The organism is Glaesserella parasuis (assembly GCF_017352235.1).
Classification (GTDB): domain Bacteria; phylum Pseudomonadota; class Gammaproteobacteria; order Enterobacterales; family Pasteurellaceae; genus Glaesserella; species Glaesserella parasuis.
In genome coordinates this window covers 1,886,945-1,902,500 of sequence record NZ_CP071487.1, presented here as the reverse complement: position 1 = coordinate 1,902,500, position 15,556 = coordinate 1,886,945, and the positions used below count along the sequence as shown (strand labels likewise).

General features: G+C 41.1%; 8 protein-coding genes, 1 tRNA gene, 1 rRNA gene and 1 pseudogene (1 of these 11 only partly in view). 5 read left to right on the top strand and 6 right to left on the bottom strand.

Annotated elements, in window-relative coordinates; all coding sequences use genetic code 11:
- Positions 1-614: ribosomal RNA gene (locus tag J1G47_RS09640) — 16S ribosomal RNA — on the bottom strand; it reaches 929 nt to the left of the window's first position.
- A 594-nt stretch (positions 615-1,208) separates the two neighbouring features.
- Here J1G47_RS09640 and J1G47_RS09635 point away from each other — a divergent pair.
- The 3 genes from J1G47_RS09635 (at position 1,209) to J1G47_RS09625 (ending at position 8,330) form a co-directional block, all read left to right on the top strand.
- Positions 1,209-2,195 (top strand): IS110 family RNA-guided transposase, encoded by a 987-nt coding sequence (locus J1G47_RS09635; protein ID WP_005714908.1) that lies wholly within the window; start codon positions 1,209-1,211, stop codon positions 2,193-2,195.
- Between the two features lie 126 nt (positions 2,196-2,321).
- On the top strand, positions 2,322-6,788 hold the full coding sequence (gene gltB / locus J1G47_RS09630; protein WP_112063084.1) for a glutamate synthase large subunit: 4,467 nt from the start codon (positions 2,322-2,324) through the stop codon (positions 6,786-6,788).
- Positions 6,789-6,902: 114 nt separating this feature from the next.
- On the top strand, positions 6,903-8,330 hold the full coding sequence (locus J1G47_RS09625) for an FAD-dependent oxidoreductase (protein WP_010787234.1): 1,428 nt from the start codon (positions 6,903-6,905) through the stop codon (positions 8,328-8,330).
- Positions 8,331-8,457: 127 nt separating this feature from the next.
- Here the strand turns inward: J1G47_RS09625 and J1G47_RS09620 are convergent, their stop codons facing one another.
- From J1G47_RS09620 to J1G47_RS09605, 4 genes are all read right to left on the bottom strand, one after another.
- Positions 8,458-10,500 (bottom strand): DUF262 domain-containing protein, encoded by a 2,043-nt coding sequence (locus J1G47_RS09620; RefSeq protein WP_010787233.1) that lies wholly within the window; start codon positions 10,498-10,500, stop codon positions 8,458-8,460.
- 502 nt (positions 10,501-11,002) lie between these two features.
- Positions 11,003-11,752, bottom strand: coding sequence for an amino acid ABC transporter ATP-binding protein (locus J1G47_RS09615; protein ID WP_010787231.1), 750 nt, complete (start codon positions 11,750-11,752; stop codon positions 11,003-11,005).
- 2 nt (positions 11,753-11,754) lie between these two features.
- Positions 11,755-12,471, bottom strand: coding sequence for an amino acid ABC transporter permease (locus J1G47_RS09610; protein ID WP_010787230.1), 717 nt, complete (start codon positions 12,469-12,471; stop codon positions 11,755-11,757).
- Positions 12,461-13,243: an amino acid ABC transporter substrate-binding protein gene (locus tag J1G47_RS09605; RefSeq protein WP_010787229.1), complete on the bottom strand. Its 783-nt coding sequence runs from the start codon at positions 13,241-13,243 to the stop codon at positions 12,461-12,463. Before J1G47_RS09605 ends, J1G47_RS09610 begins: the two co-directional genes overlap by 11 nt.
- Positions 13,244-13,755: 512 nt before the next feature.
- Here J1G47_RS09605 and J1G47_RS09600 point away from each other — a divergent pair.
- Together J1G47_RS09600 and J1G47_RS09595 are read left to right on the top strand one after the other, a co-directional pair.
- Positions 13,756-13,832: transfer RNA gene (locus J1G47_RS09600), tRNA-Ile, on the top strand.
- A gap of 264 nt (positions 13,833-14,096) precedes the next feature.
- On the top strand, positions 14,097-15,191 hold the full coding sequence (locus J1G47_RS09595; protein WP_075592706.1) for an integrase arm-type DNA-binding domain-containing protein: 1,095 nt from the start codon (positions 14,097-14,099) through the stop codon (positions 15,189-15,191).
- On the opposite strand, the pseudogene J1G47_RS09590 reads toward J1G47_RS09595, so the two are convergent.
- A pseudogene (locus J1G47_RS09590) lies at positions 15,151-15,465 on the bottom strand (MgtC/SapB family protein); the annotation flags it as partial. The gene J1G47_RS09595 and the pseudogene J1G47_RS09590 overlap by 41 nt on opposite strands.
- Positions 15,466-15,556 lie beyond the last annotated feature (91 nt).

Here is a 15,556-nt window from a genome sequence, read left to right as displayed (position 1 = left end):
GGCTTTCACATCTCACTTAAGTCACCGCCTGCGTGCCCTTTACGCCCAGTCATTCCGATTAACGCTCGCACCCTCCGTATTACCGCGGCTGCTGGCACGGAGTTAGCCGGTGCTTCTTCTGTGACTAACGTCAATGTAATGCTCTATTAAAACATCACCCTTCCTCATCACCGAAAGAACTTTACAACCCGAAGGCCTTCTTCATTCACGCGGCATGGCTGCATCAGGGTTCCCCCCATTGTGCAATATTCCCCACTGCTGCCTCCCGTAGGAGTCTGGACCGTGTCTCAGTTCCAGTGTGGCTGGTCATCCTCTCAGACCAGCTAGAGATCGTCGGCTTGGTAGGCCTTTACCCCACCAACTACCTAATCCCACTTGGGCTCATCTTATGGCAGGTGGCCCGAAAGTCCCACCCTCTAGTCCTTAGACATTACGCGGTATTAGCGACAGTTTCCCGTCGTTATCCCCCTCCATAAGCCAGATCCCCAAGCATTACTCACCCGTCCGCCACTCGTCAGCAAAGAAAGCAAGCTTCCTCCCTGCTACCGTTCGACTTGCATGTGTTAAGCCTGCCGCCAGCGTTCAATCTGAGCCATGATCAAACTCTTCAATTTAAAAAGTTTAATCGCTCAATATGTACTGACTATAAAAATCACTTAATATGAATTTCAAGTTAAGCACTTATCAAGACTTCAAAATTAAAAAAATATTTTTAAACAAAGTCAATCAACAAGTGCCCACACAGATTGTCTGATAAGTTGTTAAAGAGCAAAAAAGAACGACGCACTGTCAAATTTAAACACTTCACAACAGTGCGTCGTTGTGTGGCGCACATTATAGAGAAATTCAAATCCAACGCAAGTACTTTTTTGCAAAAAATTTGAAAAAATGTCCGCTTGTTCAAAATAAGCTCATAATGTTTATTTCAAAAACAATAAATGCCTATACCTTACTATATTCTTATCAAACATCATCTGAATATATCAATCATAGAAATCTTATTAATCCCCTTGTATTAGAATATGGGCAAAAGAAAACCCCATTACGAGTACCTTCATAATGGGGTTATAGAGAAAGTAGAGTTGCTTCGCCCCTTGTGCCATTAAGCACGTAGTGTAGATATAAGCCTACTTTCTCATCCACTATCACCCCGAATGGTATCTCAGGCACGTTTTCCGTAGCCCGCATTCACAAGGTTTGGAGGTCAAATGGATAACCCATTATATTACGTTGGCATTGATATTGCCAAAGCTAAATTTGATGTTGCCATTAAATTACAAAATGGCAAACATAAGCATAAAGTGTTTAAAAATAATCCAGAAGGATTTCAATCACTTATGCAATGGCTCAATACATTTGGTGAAACTTTTCACTGCGTGATGGAAGCCACCAATATTTATCACGAAGCTTTGGCAGATTTTCTGTTCCAACAGCAAATCACCGTTAGCGTGATTAACCCTAAATGCAGTGCAAATTTCACGAAAACCGATAATTTACGCTCTAAAACCGACAAAATCGACGCAAAAATGCTTGCTGATTATGCCGATGAAAAGCGTCATAAATTACCGATTTATCAGCCAATTTCACCTGCTCAACGGGAATTGTTGCGTAAAAATCGCCAACTTGACCACCTGAAAAAACAGTTGGCACAAGAAAAAACACGGCTAACAATGTTGCTTGACAGCGATTGCATTGCTTCAACACAGCAGATGATTGCCTTCATCAAAGCGCAAATTAAGGCTTTGGAAAAAACAATTAAACAGTGCATTAATGCAGATAATACATTGAAAAACAATGTAAAATTACTTTGCACTATTCCTGCTATTGGCTTTGCAACCGCCGTTCAACTGATTGCCCATTTAGGTGATGGAAATCGTTTTAAAAACGCGAAAGCAGCCGCCACTTTTGCAGGTTTAACCCCGATGATTAAAAGTTCGGGGAAAAGTTTAAATACCGTTATTGGTATTTCAAAAATCGGGCAATCCGACATTCGTAAGGCACTCTTTTGCCCTGCAATGAACTTTGCCTTTGGCAGCTACAAAAACAGCGTATATCGCTCGTTTGTGCTGCGATTGCTTGAATGCGGCAAACCTAAAATGGTGATTATCACGGCTTTAATGCGTAAATTAGTCACTATTGCACAGGCTGTTTTGCAAAAACAGACAGCATTTAATTTAGACACATTTATGAAATAAAATTTGTTGTGTCTTATGGTATCTACACATCATGCTTAATCAAAAAATCTATTGTCTTTCATTAATTTTTCTAATATGCTTACACCACTTACCGATTTAAAAAGAAATAACTAGGAAGTGATTTGAATGACAAAACTTTATAACAGCTCATTTGAGCGTGAGAATTGTGGGTTTGGCTTGATAGCCAATATAGATGGGGTGCAGAGCCACAAGGTGGTTCGTAATGGTATTTTAGGTTTATCCCGTATGCAGCACCGTGGGGCGATTTTGGCAGACGGCAAAACGGGGGACGGTTGTGGTCTTTCTTTGCAGATGCCTGAGAGCTTTTTTTGTGCGGTTGCGGCGGAAAGCGGTTTTACCTTGGCAAAAATTTTCGGTGTTGGACAGATTTTTTTGCCACGTGATGAAGCCTTAGTCAAAGAGTATATTGAGATTATCAATGAAGAATTAACCCAGGAAACGTTGGGTATTCCTGCGTGGCGTGATGTGCCGATTAATCCTTCTGTATTAGGGGAAATTGCTCTTGCGGATATGCCAACAATTAAGCAGGTGTTTGTGAATGCACCTAGCGGTTGGCGTGTGCAGGATTTGCAACGCCGTTTGTTTGTGGCTCGCCGCCGTATTGAGAAGCGTATCAATCACCCTGATTTCTATATTTGTAGTTTTTCTAATCAAACGATTGTCTATAAAGGCTTGTGTATGCCGAAAGATTTGCCAAAGTTCTATTTGGATTTGGCGGATTTGCGTATGCAGACGGCAATTTGTTTGTTTCATCAACGTTTTTCAACCAATACTCAACCGCGTTGGAAGTTGGCTCAACCCTTCCGTTATCTTGCCCATAATGGTGAAATCAATACGATTTCGGGCAACCGTGCTTGGGCAAGAGCTAGGGCGTATAAGTATCGTACGCCATTAATTCCTGATTTGCAGACGGCAGCTCCTTTTGTGAATGAAACAGGGTCGGATTCTAGCTCGTTGGATAATATGTTGGAGCTGTTTGTTAGCGGTGGTATGGATTTATTCCGTGCCATGCGTTTGCTGGTACCACCTGCGTGGCAACAAAATCCTGATATGGACGATGATTTGCGTGCCTTCTATGATTTTAACTCAATGCATATGGAGCCTTGGGACGGCCCTGCTGGGATTGTTTTAACCGATGGTCGTTATGCCGCTTGTAATCTTGACCGTAATGGTTTACGCCCTGCTCGTTATGTGATTACGCAAGACCGTTTGATTACCATTGCGTCCGAAGTAGGGATTTGGAACTATGCCCCTGATGAAGTGGTGGAAAAAGGACGTGTTGGGCCGGGGCAGTTGTTGGTGATTGACACCAAACATGGTCGCTTGGTGCATTCTGATGAAATTGACAATGAAGTGCGAGCCAGACACCCTTACCGTGAGTGGTTAAACAAGCACGTTCAACGTTTAATTCCATTTGAGCAGTTGCCTGAAAACGAAGTGGGTGAAGCGACACTTGATGAGTTACAACTGAAAGTGTATCAAAAGCAGTTCCTTTATGATAAGGAAGAGCTGGAAAATGTTATTCGTGTGCTTGGTGAGAGCGGACAGGAAGCGGTCGGTTCAATGGGTGATGATACGCCTTTTGCGGTGTTGAGCGAACGCCCACGTGTGCTGTTTGACTATTTCCGTCAATACTTCGCCCAAGTAACGAACCCACCGATTGACCCATTGCGTGAAGCCCATGTGATGAGCCTTGCCACCAGTATCGGGCGTGAAATGAGCGTGTTCTTTGAAGCAGAAGGCATGTCGCATCGAGTGAATTTCAAATCACCGATTTTGGTCTATTCCGATATGCAACAGATTTTGCGTTTGCCTGCGGAACACTACAAACACACGATACTAGATGCAACCTTTAATCCTGATGAATTGACCTTAAAACAGGCGATTGAGCAATTATGCGAGCAGGCAAAACAAGCGGTGCGTGAAAAAACCGTGTTGTTGATTGTGTCCGACCGCAACATCACGGCTGAACGCCAACCTATTCCAAGTGCCTTAGCGGTGGGGGCGTTGCAAACCTGTTTGGTGGAAGCCAACTTGCGTTGTGATACCAACATTTTGGTGGAAACGGCAGAAGCACGCAATCCACATCATTTTGCGGTGTTAATCGGTTTAGGGGCAACAGCAGTTTATCCCTATCTTGCCTATGAAACCATTGCCGATATGGTGCAAAAAGGGGCAATCAACAAACCGCTTCGTGTGGCAGTGGCAAACTTCCGCAACGGAATTAACAAAGGCTTATACAAAATTATGTCGAAAATGGGCATTTCTTGTGTGTCGTCCTACCGTTGTGCTAGATTGTTTGAAGTGGTTGGTTTAAATAGTGAAGTTATCAACCTTTGCTTCCCGGGTATCACCAGCCGTATCGAAGGGGCGAGTTTTGCAGATTTAGAGCAACAACAGACCGCTTGTCGTAAACGTGCATGGCGACACAGCCAAGATATTGAAATGGGCGGTTATCTCAAATACAAACCGCAAGGCGAATACCACGCTTACAACCCTGATGTGGTGAACACCTTGCAGACGGCAGTCAATACAGGCGATTATGAAAAATACAAAGCCTTCCGTGATGTGGTAAACAACCGTCCGATTACCACGATCCGTGATATGTTGCGTTTAAAAACCGAAGCAGGCAAAGCGATTGAGCTTCACCGTGTTGAACCCGCGGAAAACTTATACAAACGCTTTGACAGTGCGGCAATGTCTATCGGTGCATTAAGCCCCGAAGCTCACGAAGCCTTAGCCGTGGCAATGAACCGCTTGGGTGGCTATTCCAACTCAGGTGAAGGCGGAGAAGATCCAAAACGTTATGGCACAGAAAAAGTGTCGAAAATCAAACAAGTGGCATCGGGTCGCTTTGGCGTTACCCCTGCTTACTTAATGAGTGCCGAAGTGATCCAAATCAAAGTGGCACAAGGGGCAAAACCAGGGGAAGGCGGTCAATTACCGGGGGATAAAGTCACCCCATACATCGCTCAACTTCGCTATGCGGTACCGGGTTCAACCTTGATTTCACCACCGCCACACCATGACATTTACTCGATTGAAGACTTGGCACAATTGATTTTCGACTTAAAACAAATCAACCCGAAAGCCTTAATCTCAGTCAAACTCGTTTCCTTACCAGGTGTTGGCACCATTGCCACAGGCGTGGCAAAAGCCTACGCAGATTTAATCACCATTGCAGGCTATGATGGCGGTACGGGTGCAAGCCCATTAACCAGCGTGAAATACTGCGGTTCACCATGGGAGCTGGGTTTGGCAGAAGCCCAACAGGCTTTGGTGGAAAACAATTTGCGTCATAAGGTTCGTTTACAAGTCGATGGTGGTTTGAAAACAGGTTTAGACATTGTAAAAGCAGCGATTTTAGGGGCAGAAAGTTTCGGTTTTGGTACTGCACCTATGGTTGCACTTGGCTGTCGCTACCTGCGTATTTGCCACCTAAACAACTGTGCAACAGGCGTAGCAACACAAGACGATACTTTGCGTAATCAGCATTACCACGGCTTACCTGAAAAAGCGATGAACTACTTTAAATTCATCGCCCAAGATGTGCGTGAAATTTTGGCAGAACTCGGCGTAGAGAAATTAACCGACTTAATCGGTTGCACCGATTTATTAGAAATCATCAATGGCAAAACCGCTAAACAACAAGGTCTAGACTTGGCTAAATTGCTCTATTCGCCAAAAGTGCCAGACGGCAGTAGCCGTTTCTGCACCCAAGCCAACCCTGCTTTTGACCAAGGTTTGTTGAATAAAGCGATTGTGGCACAAGCCCAAAATGCGTTTGAAAGCAGTTTATCAGCGGATTTGGATTTCGACATCAGCAATTTAGATCGCTCTGTGGGAGCAACCCTTTCAGGCTTGGTGGCTCAACGCTATGGCAATCGTGGCAATCCATTGCAAACCTTCAACATCAACCTAAACGGCACAGCAGGACAAAGTTTTGGCGTGTGGTTAGCAGGCGGCGTGAACCTGAACTTAACTGGTGATGCCAACGACTATGTGGGTAAAGGCATGGCAGGCGGTCGTATTGTGATTAAACCACACAATGGCGTTGCCTTTAAAGCCGAAGAAGCCGCTATTGCAGGTAACACTTGCCTTTACGGTGCAACAGGGGGAGAACTCTTTGCATCAGGTCGTGCAGGTGAACGCTTTGCGGTGCGTAACTCAGGTGCATTAGCCGTAGTTGAAGGCATTGGCGACAACGGTTGTGAATACATGACAGGCGGTGTGGTTACCATTCTCGGCAAAACAGGGATTAACTTTGGTGCAGGCATGACAGGCGGTTTTGCCTATGTGTTCGATGCAGACGGCAAATTTGCCAACCGCATTAACCCTGAACTGGTTGAAGGACTAAGCATTTGCGATTTACCAACTCACCAAGAGCATTTGCGTGGCTTAATCTCTCGCCACGTTGAACTTACTCGCAGTGCGATTGGCGAACGTATCCTTGCTAACTGGGACGATTATGTCGCACGCTTTGTCTTGGTGAAACCCAAAGCAAACGACATCAACGCCCTACTCGGACACAAACGCCGCACCCTAGATGAGTTGGGTGTGATTGTGCAATAAAAATATCATTCTCTAATTATTCCCTTCCCCCGTTTACGGGGGAAGGTGCCGAAGGCGGATGGGGGGAATAGTTAGAGAATAATAATAAAAAGTGATTACCAAAAGGATAATAAAATGAGCCGTGATAATGTTTACCAATTTATAGATTTACCCCGTGTTGATCCGTCAAAAATTCCATTAAACAGCCGTAAAAGCGAGTTTATCGAAATTTACCAAATGTTTAGCCAAGCACAGGCAGAGTCGCAAGCCGACCGCTGTTTAGAGTGTGGCAACCCCTATTGCCAACATAAATGCCCGTTGCACAACAACATTCCCAACTGGCTACGTTTGGCACAAGAAGGACGTATCATTGATGCCGCAGAACTGGCACACAGCACCAACAGCTTACCCGAAGTTTGCGGACGTGTTTGCCCACAAGACCGCTTGTGTGAAGGTTCTTGCACCTTAAATGCCGAATTTGGTGCGGTAACCATCGGCAATGTCGAAAAATACATCACTGAAAAAGCCTTTGAAATGGGCTGGAAACCAACAGTGAAAAACGTTCCCAAAGCCAATAAAAAAGTGGCGATTGTCGGAGCAGGTCCTGCTGGATTAGGTTGTGCAGACGTGTTAATCCGCAATGGTGTTGATGTGGTGGTGTATGAACGCCAACAAGAAATCGGTGGCTTGCTCACCTTTGGTATTCCATCATTCAAGTTAGAAAAAAATGTGATGAGCCGTCGCCGTGAGATTTTTAGCGAGATGGGCATTGAATTTAAACTGGGCATAGAAATCGGCAAAGACATCAGTCTTGATGATTTGGTTGCTCAGTATGATGCGGTTTTCTTAGGCGTTGGCACCTATCAAGGTATGAAAGCCAACATTCCAAACGAACAGGCACAAGGCGTTTATTCCGCCCTGCCATTTCTCATCGGCAACACACAACATTTGCTCGGTTTGGCGGCCCCTGATTACGTTTCAATGACAGGTAAAAAAGTGGTGGTCTTAGGCGGTGGCGATACCGCAATGGACTGCGTAAGAACATCGGTGCGTCAAGGTGCAGCAGAAGTGACCTGCGTTTATCGCCGTGACGCAGCCAATATGCCAGGTAGCCGTAAAGAATACAGCAATGCCAAAGAAGAAGGTGTAGCATTCCAATTCAACGCTCAACCCGTAGAAATTGAAGCCGAACCATTAGCCGTTGAAACCGATCAATCAGGCAAGGTAACAGGGATTAAAATCGTCAAAACCCAACTGGGCGAACCCGATGCCAACGGTCGCCGTCAAGCCGAAATCATTGAAGGCAGCGAAGAAATCATCGCTTGTGATGCCGTTATCATCGCCTTCGGCTTCGCCCCACACGAAATGCCTTGGCTATCGTCAATCGGCGTAACCACAGACAAGCGTGGCAGAATTGCAACGACTGGCGAACTCAAACAACAAACTGCCAATCCAAAAGTCTTTGCTGGCGGCGACATCACTCGTGGCTCAGACCTTGTGGTTACCGCCATCGCCGAAGGACGTGATGCGGCGGAGAGTATGATGGAGTATTTAGATGTATAGCAAGCGGTGAGATTGTATTAAATATTTACAAGACACATTGTATTATATAGTCTGATAAAGATAATTGCTCTCCCGAAATATTTCTAAAAAATATATTAATACATAGAGAGAGCATTTTTCTTTACAATTAATTCTTATTAAATGAATCTAAACGAATAAATAATTCATTTTCCAAATTTAAGGTAATTAAAACCTGTTTTAATCGAGCTAACTTATCATTATTACTATAATTAGTTTCCATTTGATAGTTATTAGGTAAAGCTACTGCTACTCGTAGTTCGTCTTTTTTTCCATCTGGAACAATACATAACTTTTCAGCCAATTGGGTTTCTAAAAATCTAGTAGGTTCCTCTTGGAATAATTGTTCAATTACAACTCTATAAAGCTCTGTAACATTATTAACCTCTAACTGAATATCTTGGAATTGTGCTGAAATCAATTTCCTATAGGTTAAATCATTTACATCCATTAAATTAATTTCTGAGTCTTGCTCTTCATATTCAGGTTGTTTCCAAATATTAAGAAAACGTTCCGATAATAAAGTAAATCGATCTTCCCACTCATTTTTTCCCCATTTCGATAGAGATCTTAATGAGCTATTTAACCATAATCGACTATCCTTGTATAATTCACGTTTTTTGATAAAACTTTTATTAGATAGCTCAGAATTATATCCAGTTAAAGTCAAATTAGCTAAAGTATGTAATTTCTGTTGCATAAATTCGTATTGCTGCGAATCTAAATCCTCATACCAATCATCACCTGCATTTTGAGGGAAAATATGTTCAAGGCTAATTTTTTTATTATTTATAATGGATATAAACTCTTTATTCTTAAAGTTTTCTAGTCTTTCAAACAAATAGGTTCTATTTTTAGAAGCCCAATTATATATGGAACAATTTTTTAATGCCTCAATCACCTCAATATCATTCGGAAAACGCTGATTATTTATACGTCTTGACAAAGATTTAACGATTGTTGATACATAATTTTCTGATACTGCTAACTCATTTTCGTTATATAGCACCATAAAAATTTTATTTAATGCATTTGTCGGGAGTCCAACAACTAGACGTCGAACAATAAAAGACTGTAACCATTCTAAAATTTGAATAAATTGCTCCTTATTAATTTTATTTAAACAACTGTAATCGTGATAAACATTTAATAAAAAAGGATACGCAGTTTTAACCTCCAATAATTTAATATATTGCAAGTGTAATCGAATATCCACATCTTCCTCTCTTTCAGGATTTACTAATATACCATAATACTTTGAAAACTGTTTTAATTCTAATAGATCCTTCTCCTGAACCCTTGGATATTTACCTTTAAAAGCCTCATAAATTCTAGTTTTATTTGGAATCTTTTTATTTATTTTAGTAAGATAATCACGAATAAAGTCAGAAACTTTACTTTCATTATTTGCATCATCTTTAGCAAATTTCTCAATTATATCCCAATATTGAAAGAATATATTTTGCTTATCACTCTCTAAATCCATCAATATATAATTTCTAATTAAATCTGCCTCACTTAATGCTAAGCCAGTTGAATTTAAACTCTCAAAAATACGTTGTGGATTATCCTTTCCTCTCTCTAATGAAACTTCTACAAACATTAATTTATCTAATCCTTGTCTGACTATATCTAAGTTTTCTAGAGTAATACAAGATTTGAAATATTTAAAATTTTCCACCAATCGTGAAAAATAACCCAACCCTTCACTAAAATTTCCTTTATAAATATATTCCATAGCTGAAACATGATTATCTGTTGGCTTAAGTTTTAATTTATATGGTGCAGAAGAAAACTTATTAATCAGAATAGTTTCATTAATTTCGTCGGCTAAGTCATTTTTTTCTTGAGATTTTGTGAGATGATATAACACCAAATAAATTAACATAATGGTCGTTAATCTCTGTTGCCCATCAATAATAATCCACTCTTTAATTTGTGAACTTGTGTAAGCACCATTATTGTGAATATAAACAATACTTCCAATAAAATGATTAGAAACATCACAATCTTGCCCTATACTCAAAATATCATTTAGAAGTTGCTGGCATTGTTCAACTTTCCAATCATAATTACGTTGATATACAGGGATAGTAAACTGTACTTTTGTGCTGGTTAAAAAATCAGTAATTTTTAATTCACTTGCTTTCATATTCATTCTCCTGACGATATCAATATATCCATTATTGTGTACAAATAAATAACGCTATTAATAATTTTTCGGGGGGGGGGGGTAAATCTCAATATTCTAAAATCCCACACCATATTTTCACACCAAATTACCTACTCGCCCAGTAAAGAGTTTAAACAAATGTGCTTGTATTCCGAATCGTCTGCAATGGCAATGGATAAATCTGCTACGCTGATACCTGCTGAGGCTTCTCCGTTCATCAGCATATAATCATCGTCTAAACGATATTCCCCCCGCCCCCCTTCGTAACCAACCCGTTACGCCTATTCGTTCGCTAAAATACGCACCGTGCTAACAGATGAATTTCTTGTGGAAATGCTGGTATATCAACCAATTTCACATTCAATGCAACAAATCAATACCTGCACTGCCTACGATCAACAAATAAGGCTCTTATGCTGCTTTTGCCACTTTGTCAGTATTACGAACATAAGTTATTACAAACCACTTAGTACTCAGATGCTCAATTTTTATTAATCTGATGCAAAAACCGCTTCGTCCGTTCGTGTTGAGGATTGCTGAAAAGTTGCTCAGGCGAGCCTTGTTCTACAATTTCACCGCCGTCCATCACGACCACAACATCTGCCACATCTAACGCAAACTTAATTTCGTGTGTAACCACAACCATTGTCCAGCCTTCGTTTGCCAGCTCTTTCATTGTGTTTAGCACATCTTGCACTAATTCAGGGTCGAGAGCAGAAGTCGGCTCATCAAACAGCATTAATTCAGGTTGAATGGCTAAAGCACGGGCGATGCCGACACGTTGTTGCTGTCCGCCAGAAAGCTGGAATGGATAGAGATCGACTTTATCTGCTAATCCCACTTTGGCTAATAATGCTAAGGCTTCTTCTCTAGCTTGTTCAGGTTTTTTACCTTGTACAAACACAGGGCCTTCTATCACATTTTCGATTGCAGTTTTATGGGGAAAGAGATTGTAGTTTTGAAAAACCATACCTGATTTACGGCGTAGAGTAAGGATCTCTTTTTTGGCTGATTTGGTTGTAAAGTCAATGTGCAACGGGGCATCGTTATCAAAGGTTATTGTGCCTTGCTCTGGCACTTCTAACGCATTTAAACAGCGAAGAAAGGTAGTTTTACCTGAGCCAGACGGCCCTAAAATCACAACCACTTGCCCCTTTTGAATGTCTAAATCAATCCCACGCAAAATGGTGTTATTGCCAAAAGTTTTATGAATGTTTCGTACTTTAATCATTGTTATTTCGCCACATATCGATCAAAACGTTTTTCTAAGCGTGCTTGAATAAAGAACAGCACCCAACAGAAACACCAGTAAATCAAGCCAGCTTCAATGTAGACTGGTAAGAAGTCATAGGACATATTTGCCACTTGTTGAGCTACACGGAACATCTCTGTGACCGTCACAACAGATGCCAGAGAAGTATCTTTGAATAGACCAATAAAGGTATTACTCAATGGCGGTACGGCAACACGAAACGCTTGTGGTGCAATAATACGGCGGAATGTCTGCATATAGGTCATACCGATGGTATAACCTGCTTCCCACTGACCTTTCGGCACAGAAAGAATAGCTGCACGAATAGTTTCAGAACCGTAAGCTCCGATATTGATCGAAAAACCAATAATTGCCGCTGGGATCGGATCAATAAAAATGCCAATCGCAGGTAATCCGTAGAAGACAATACAGATTTGCACCAACATTGGCGTACCACGAATGATCGAGATATAGCCTTTGACGAACCAGAGTAACAGACGATGGAACGCGCTATTGACGGAAGTAACACGAACTAACGCTACCCCAACGGCAATCGCCATACCAATAATAAAGGAAGCGATTGCCAAAGGGATAGAAACTAAAAAGGCCGCTTGTACCATCGGCCAGAAACCATTTATGACCAGCTCAACACGAGCTTCCGTCATAAATGGTAGAGAAAGTAATAAACTATTTAACACTGATATCTTTACCAAAGAATTGTTCACCTAATTTCTTAAGCGTACCGTCTTTTTTCAATTCTTCAACTGCTTGACTAATTTTTGCAAGAGCTTCGGTGTTGCCTTTGTTCACAATAAAACCAGCTCCCACTTTATCCGCAGATTGCCAAACTGGTTTTAAGCCTGAATTTGGATTTTTCTTCAAGTAATCTAACAATGCAAGCGAGTCATTGAAGGTCACATCTGCACGTTTTTGTTGAAGTAATAATAACGCCTGAGCCATACCATCAACCGCAACAAGTTCAGCCCCATTTTTCTGTGCCAGTTCGCCATAGTTAGAGCTTAAGGTCTGAGCTGCTTTTAAGCCTTTCACATCTTCTGCTTTGCTTACACGGGTTTCATCATTACGAGCTAATAACATCGCACCAGACCAGCTATATTCTGCAGACTTATCAAAGGTTGCCTGACGTTCTGGAGTCGTTAAGCCCACCTGGTTTGCTACAATATCAAAACGTTCGCCTTTCAAGCCCGCTAACATTGCGTCCCATTGAGTTTCTTTAAAATCAACTTTTACGCCTAATTTTTCAGCTACTGCACGAGTAACTTCCACATCGTAGCCTGTTAATTTACCGCTTGCATCGTGGTAAGTGAAAGGTGCATAAGTCCCTTCCGTCCCCACAGTGATAGTGCCTTTGTTGTTGATACGATCTAATAAAGACTCTTTTGCCAATGCTGCTGTAGAAGTGAAAACTGCCGCTAAAGATAATGCAACGATTGATAATTTTTTAAACATAATAAGTTCCTTTTGATAGGTAAGATTGATTGCTTGCAAATTTAAGGGCAAATTAGACCGCTTGCAAATAACCAAATGAAATATAAAACAACAAAAAGTTTGGATTGATAAGAGATTGGTGGCTGTTCAGCGCCTAACAGTTAGACTAAGTAGCCCGATTAACGTATAGAGGATAAACCTCACCTATCGCTAATTCAGGGTTTTATTTAATGATGAAATTATTGCTTATGATTTAACAATGACTCCCAAGTTTGAACTATTCTCCCGAATGACGAACCAAGTTAGCTATATCGAATGGCAAGTTATTAAACGATTCACATATATTCAAGTGCAATTAAAAGGGCTGAACTAGTCTAACGGTGGGGAAGAGATTAATATACCCATTTATATTATCTATAAGATCAGGTAGATACTAGTTATTTAGATAGAATTGAGCTTTTTTTCATCTGATAAAACAAGATAACTAGATTTTTGCCCAAATAATTTCTATAATTCACCGTAATTTTGAGATTCCCCCCTTAGCTCAGTCGGTCAGAGCAGGCGACTCATAATCGCTTGGTCACTGGTTCAAGTCCGGTAGGGGGGACCAAATAACCTTTCTTAGCCTATCGCAACCTTTCGCAAAACCCTTGATACACAAAGCCCCAAAACCTTTTTTTATCCTTTTTGCTTATCGTTTTTTATCGTCTTTTTTCGTATTTAATCGCAAATTTTAGGAACACCGTTAGGAACACAGGTTATAATATTGAAAATCCAGTGTTCCTAAAAATCGTGAAAGCCTTGATAGATAAGGCTTGCAGCGTTTTTATTTTTCGTGTTCCTAAAATTATTGTGTTCCTAAGGTTCCTAAATTATGGCAAGAATTACCAAACCTTTAACTAATACTGAAGTAGAAAAAGCAAAACCTAAAGATAAGGATTATAGTCTTATGGATGGGCAAGGTTTATTTTTACGAGTAAAAACCAATGGCAAAAAATTTTGGCTTTTCAATTACTATAAACCTTTCTCTACTCCACCCAAGCGAACAAATCTAGGTATTGGTGCTTATCCTGAAATTTCTTTAGCCCAAGCAAGACTGATAAGAGATGAATGGCGTGCTTTACTTGCGAAAAATATCGATCCTAAAGTTCATCGTCAAAATATCGTAGATGAAGAAATCTCAAAAAGAGAAAACACATTTGAAGCTGTTGCTAAGAAATGGCGTGAAAAGAAATCGTTAGAAGTACAGCCTAAGACAATGGAAAAGAATTGGGCTAGATTGGAAAATCATCTTTTTAGTAAAATTGGGAATGTAGCGGTTTCAGAGATTACCCCCAAAATGGTGATTAAGGCTGTTGAACCCCTAAAAGTGCGTGGCGTGGGTGATACGTTGCATCGTGTTATTAGGTTGCTGAATGAAGTGCTAAATTTTGCTGTAAATATGGGGTTGATTGAGTTTAATAAATGCGTGAATGTATCTGCAAATTTCTCAACGCATACTGCAGAAAATAACCCGACCATACGCCCTGAATTATTACCTGAATTTTTATCTGATTTAGATGATAGTAATAGCTCGATACAAGTCAAAATTCTGATTAAATGGCAACTGCTCACAATGGTAAGACCAAGAGAAGCTGTATCTGTTGAATGGCAAGAAATTGATTTTGCTAAAAAGACGTGGACTATTCCAGCCCCAAAAATGAAAGGCGGCAAACGTTCGCATACTGTTCCATTATCTCGTCAAGCGATCACCCTTCTAGAAAAAATAAAAAGTATCACAGGCTATAAGCGTTTTGTTTTCCAGAGCGGAACAAACCCGAATAGATCAATGAGTTCACAGACAGCCAATAGAGCAATAAAGCTACTTGTTGGCGGTAAATATAAAGACAGATTAACAGCCCACGGATTGCGCTCTATTGCCAGCACATACTTAAACGAACAGCAATTAAAATCATCACGGTCGCAATAATCGCATCAAAGAAAAAGCCTGCGCCACTGGCAATACCAATACCTGCAGCCGCCCAAATAATCGCAGCCGTCGTTAAGCCTGAAATCGCATCATTACTTTTACGTAAAATCACCCCCGCACCTAAAAAGCCAATCCCACTAATCACTTGAGCGGCTAAACGCATAGGATCAGTGCGGATATTTTCTGACACTTGAGCATAATGCTCAGCGGCTTGAATAGACACAATGGTTAATACACAGGTTGTTACCGCGATAATGACACAAGTCTTCACCCCTTGTATTAGAATATAGGCAAAAGAAAACCCCATTACGAGTACCTTCATAATGGGGTTATAGAGAAAGTAGAGTTGCTTCGCCCCTTGTGCC

Bases quoted from the DNA above. Each gene is read 5' to 3' on its own strand.
- J1G47_RS09635 (WP_005714908.1), top strand. From the start codon at position 1,209: ATGGATAACCCATTATATTACGTTGGCATTGATATTGCCAAAGCTAAA.
- gltB (WP_112063084.1), top strand. From the start codon at position 2,322: ATGACAAAACTTTATAACAGCTCATTTGAGCGTGAGAATTGTGGGTTT.
- J1G47_RS09625 (WP_010787234.1), top strand. From the start codon at position 6,903: ATGAGCCGTGATAATGTTTACCAATTTATAGATTTACCCCGTGTTGAT.
- J1G47_RS09620 (WP_010787233.1), bottom strand. From the start codon at position 10,500: ATGAAAGCAAGTGAATTAAAAATTACTGATTTTTTAACCAGCACAAAA.
- J1G47_RS09615 (WP_010787231.1), bottom strand. From the start codon at position 11,752: ATGATTAAAGTACGAAACATTCATAAAACTTTTGGCAATAACACCATT.
- J1G47_RS09605 (WP_010787229.1), bottom strand. From the start codon at position 13,243: ATGTTTAAAAAATTATCAATCGTTGCATTATCTTTAGCGGCAGTTTTC.
- J1G47_RS09595 (WP_075592706.1), top strand. From the start codon at position 14,097: ATGGCAAGAATTACCAAACCTTTAACTAATACTGAAGTAGAAAAAGCA.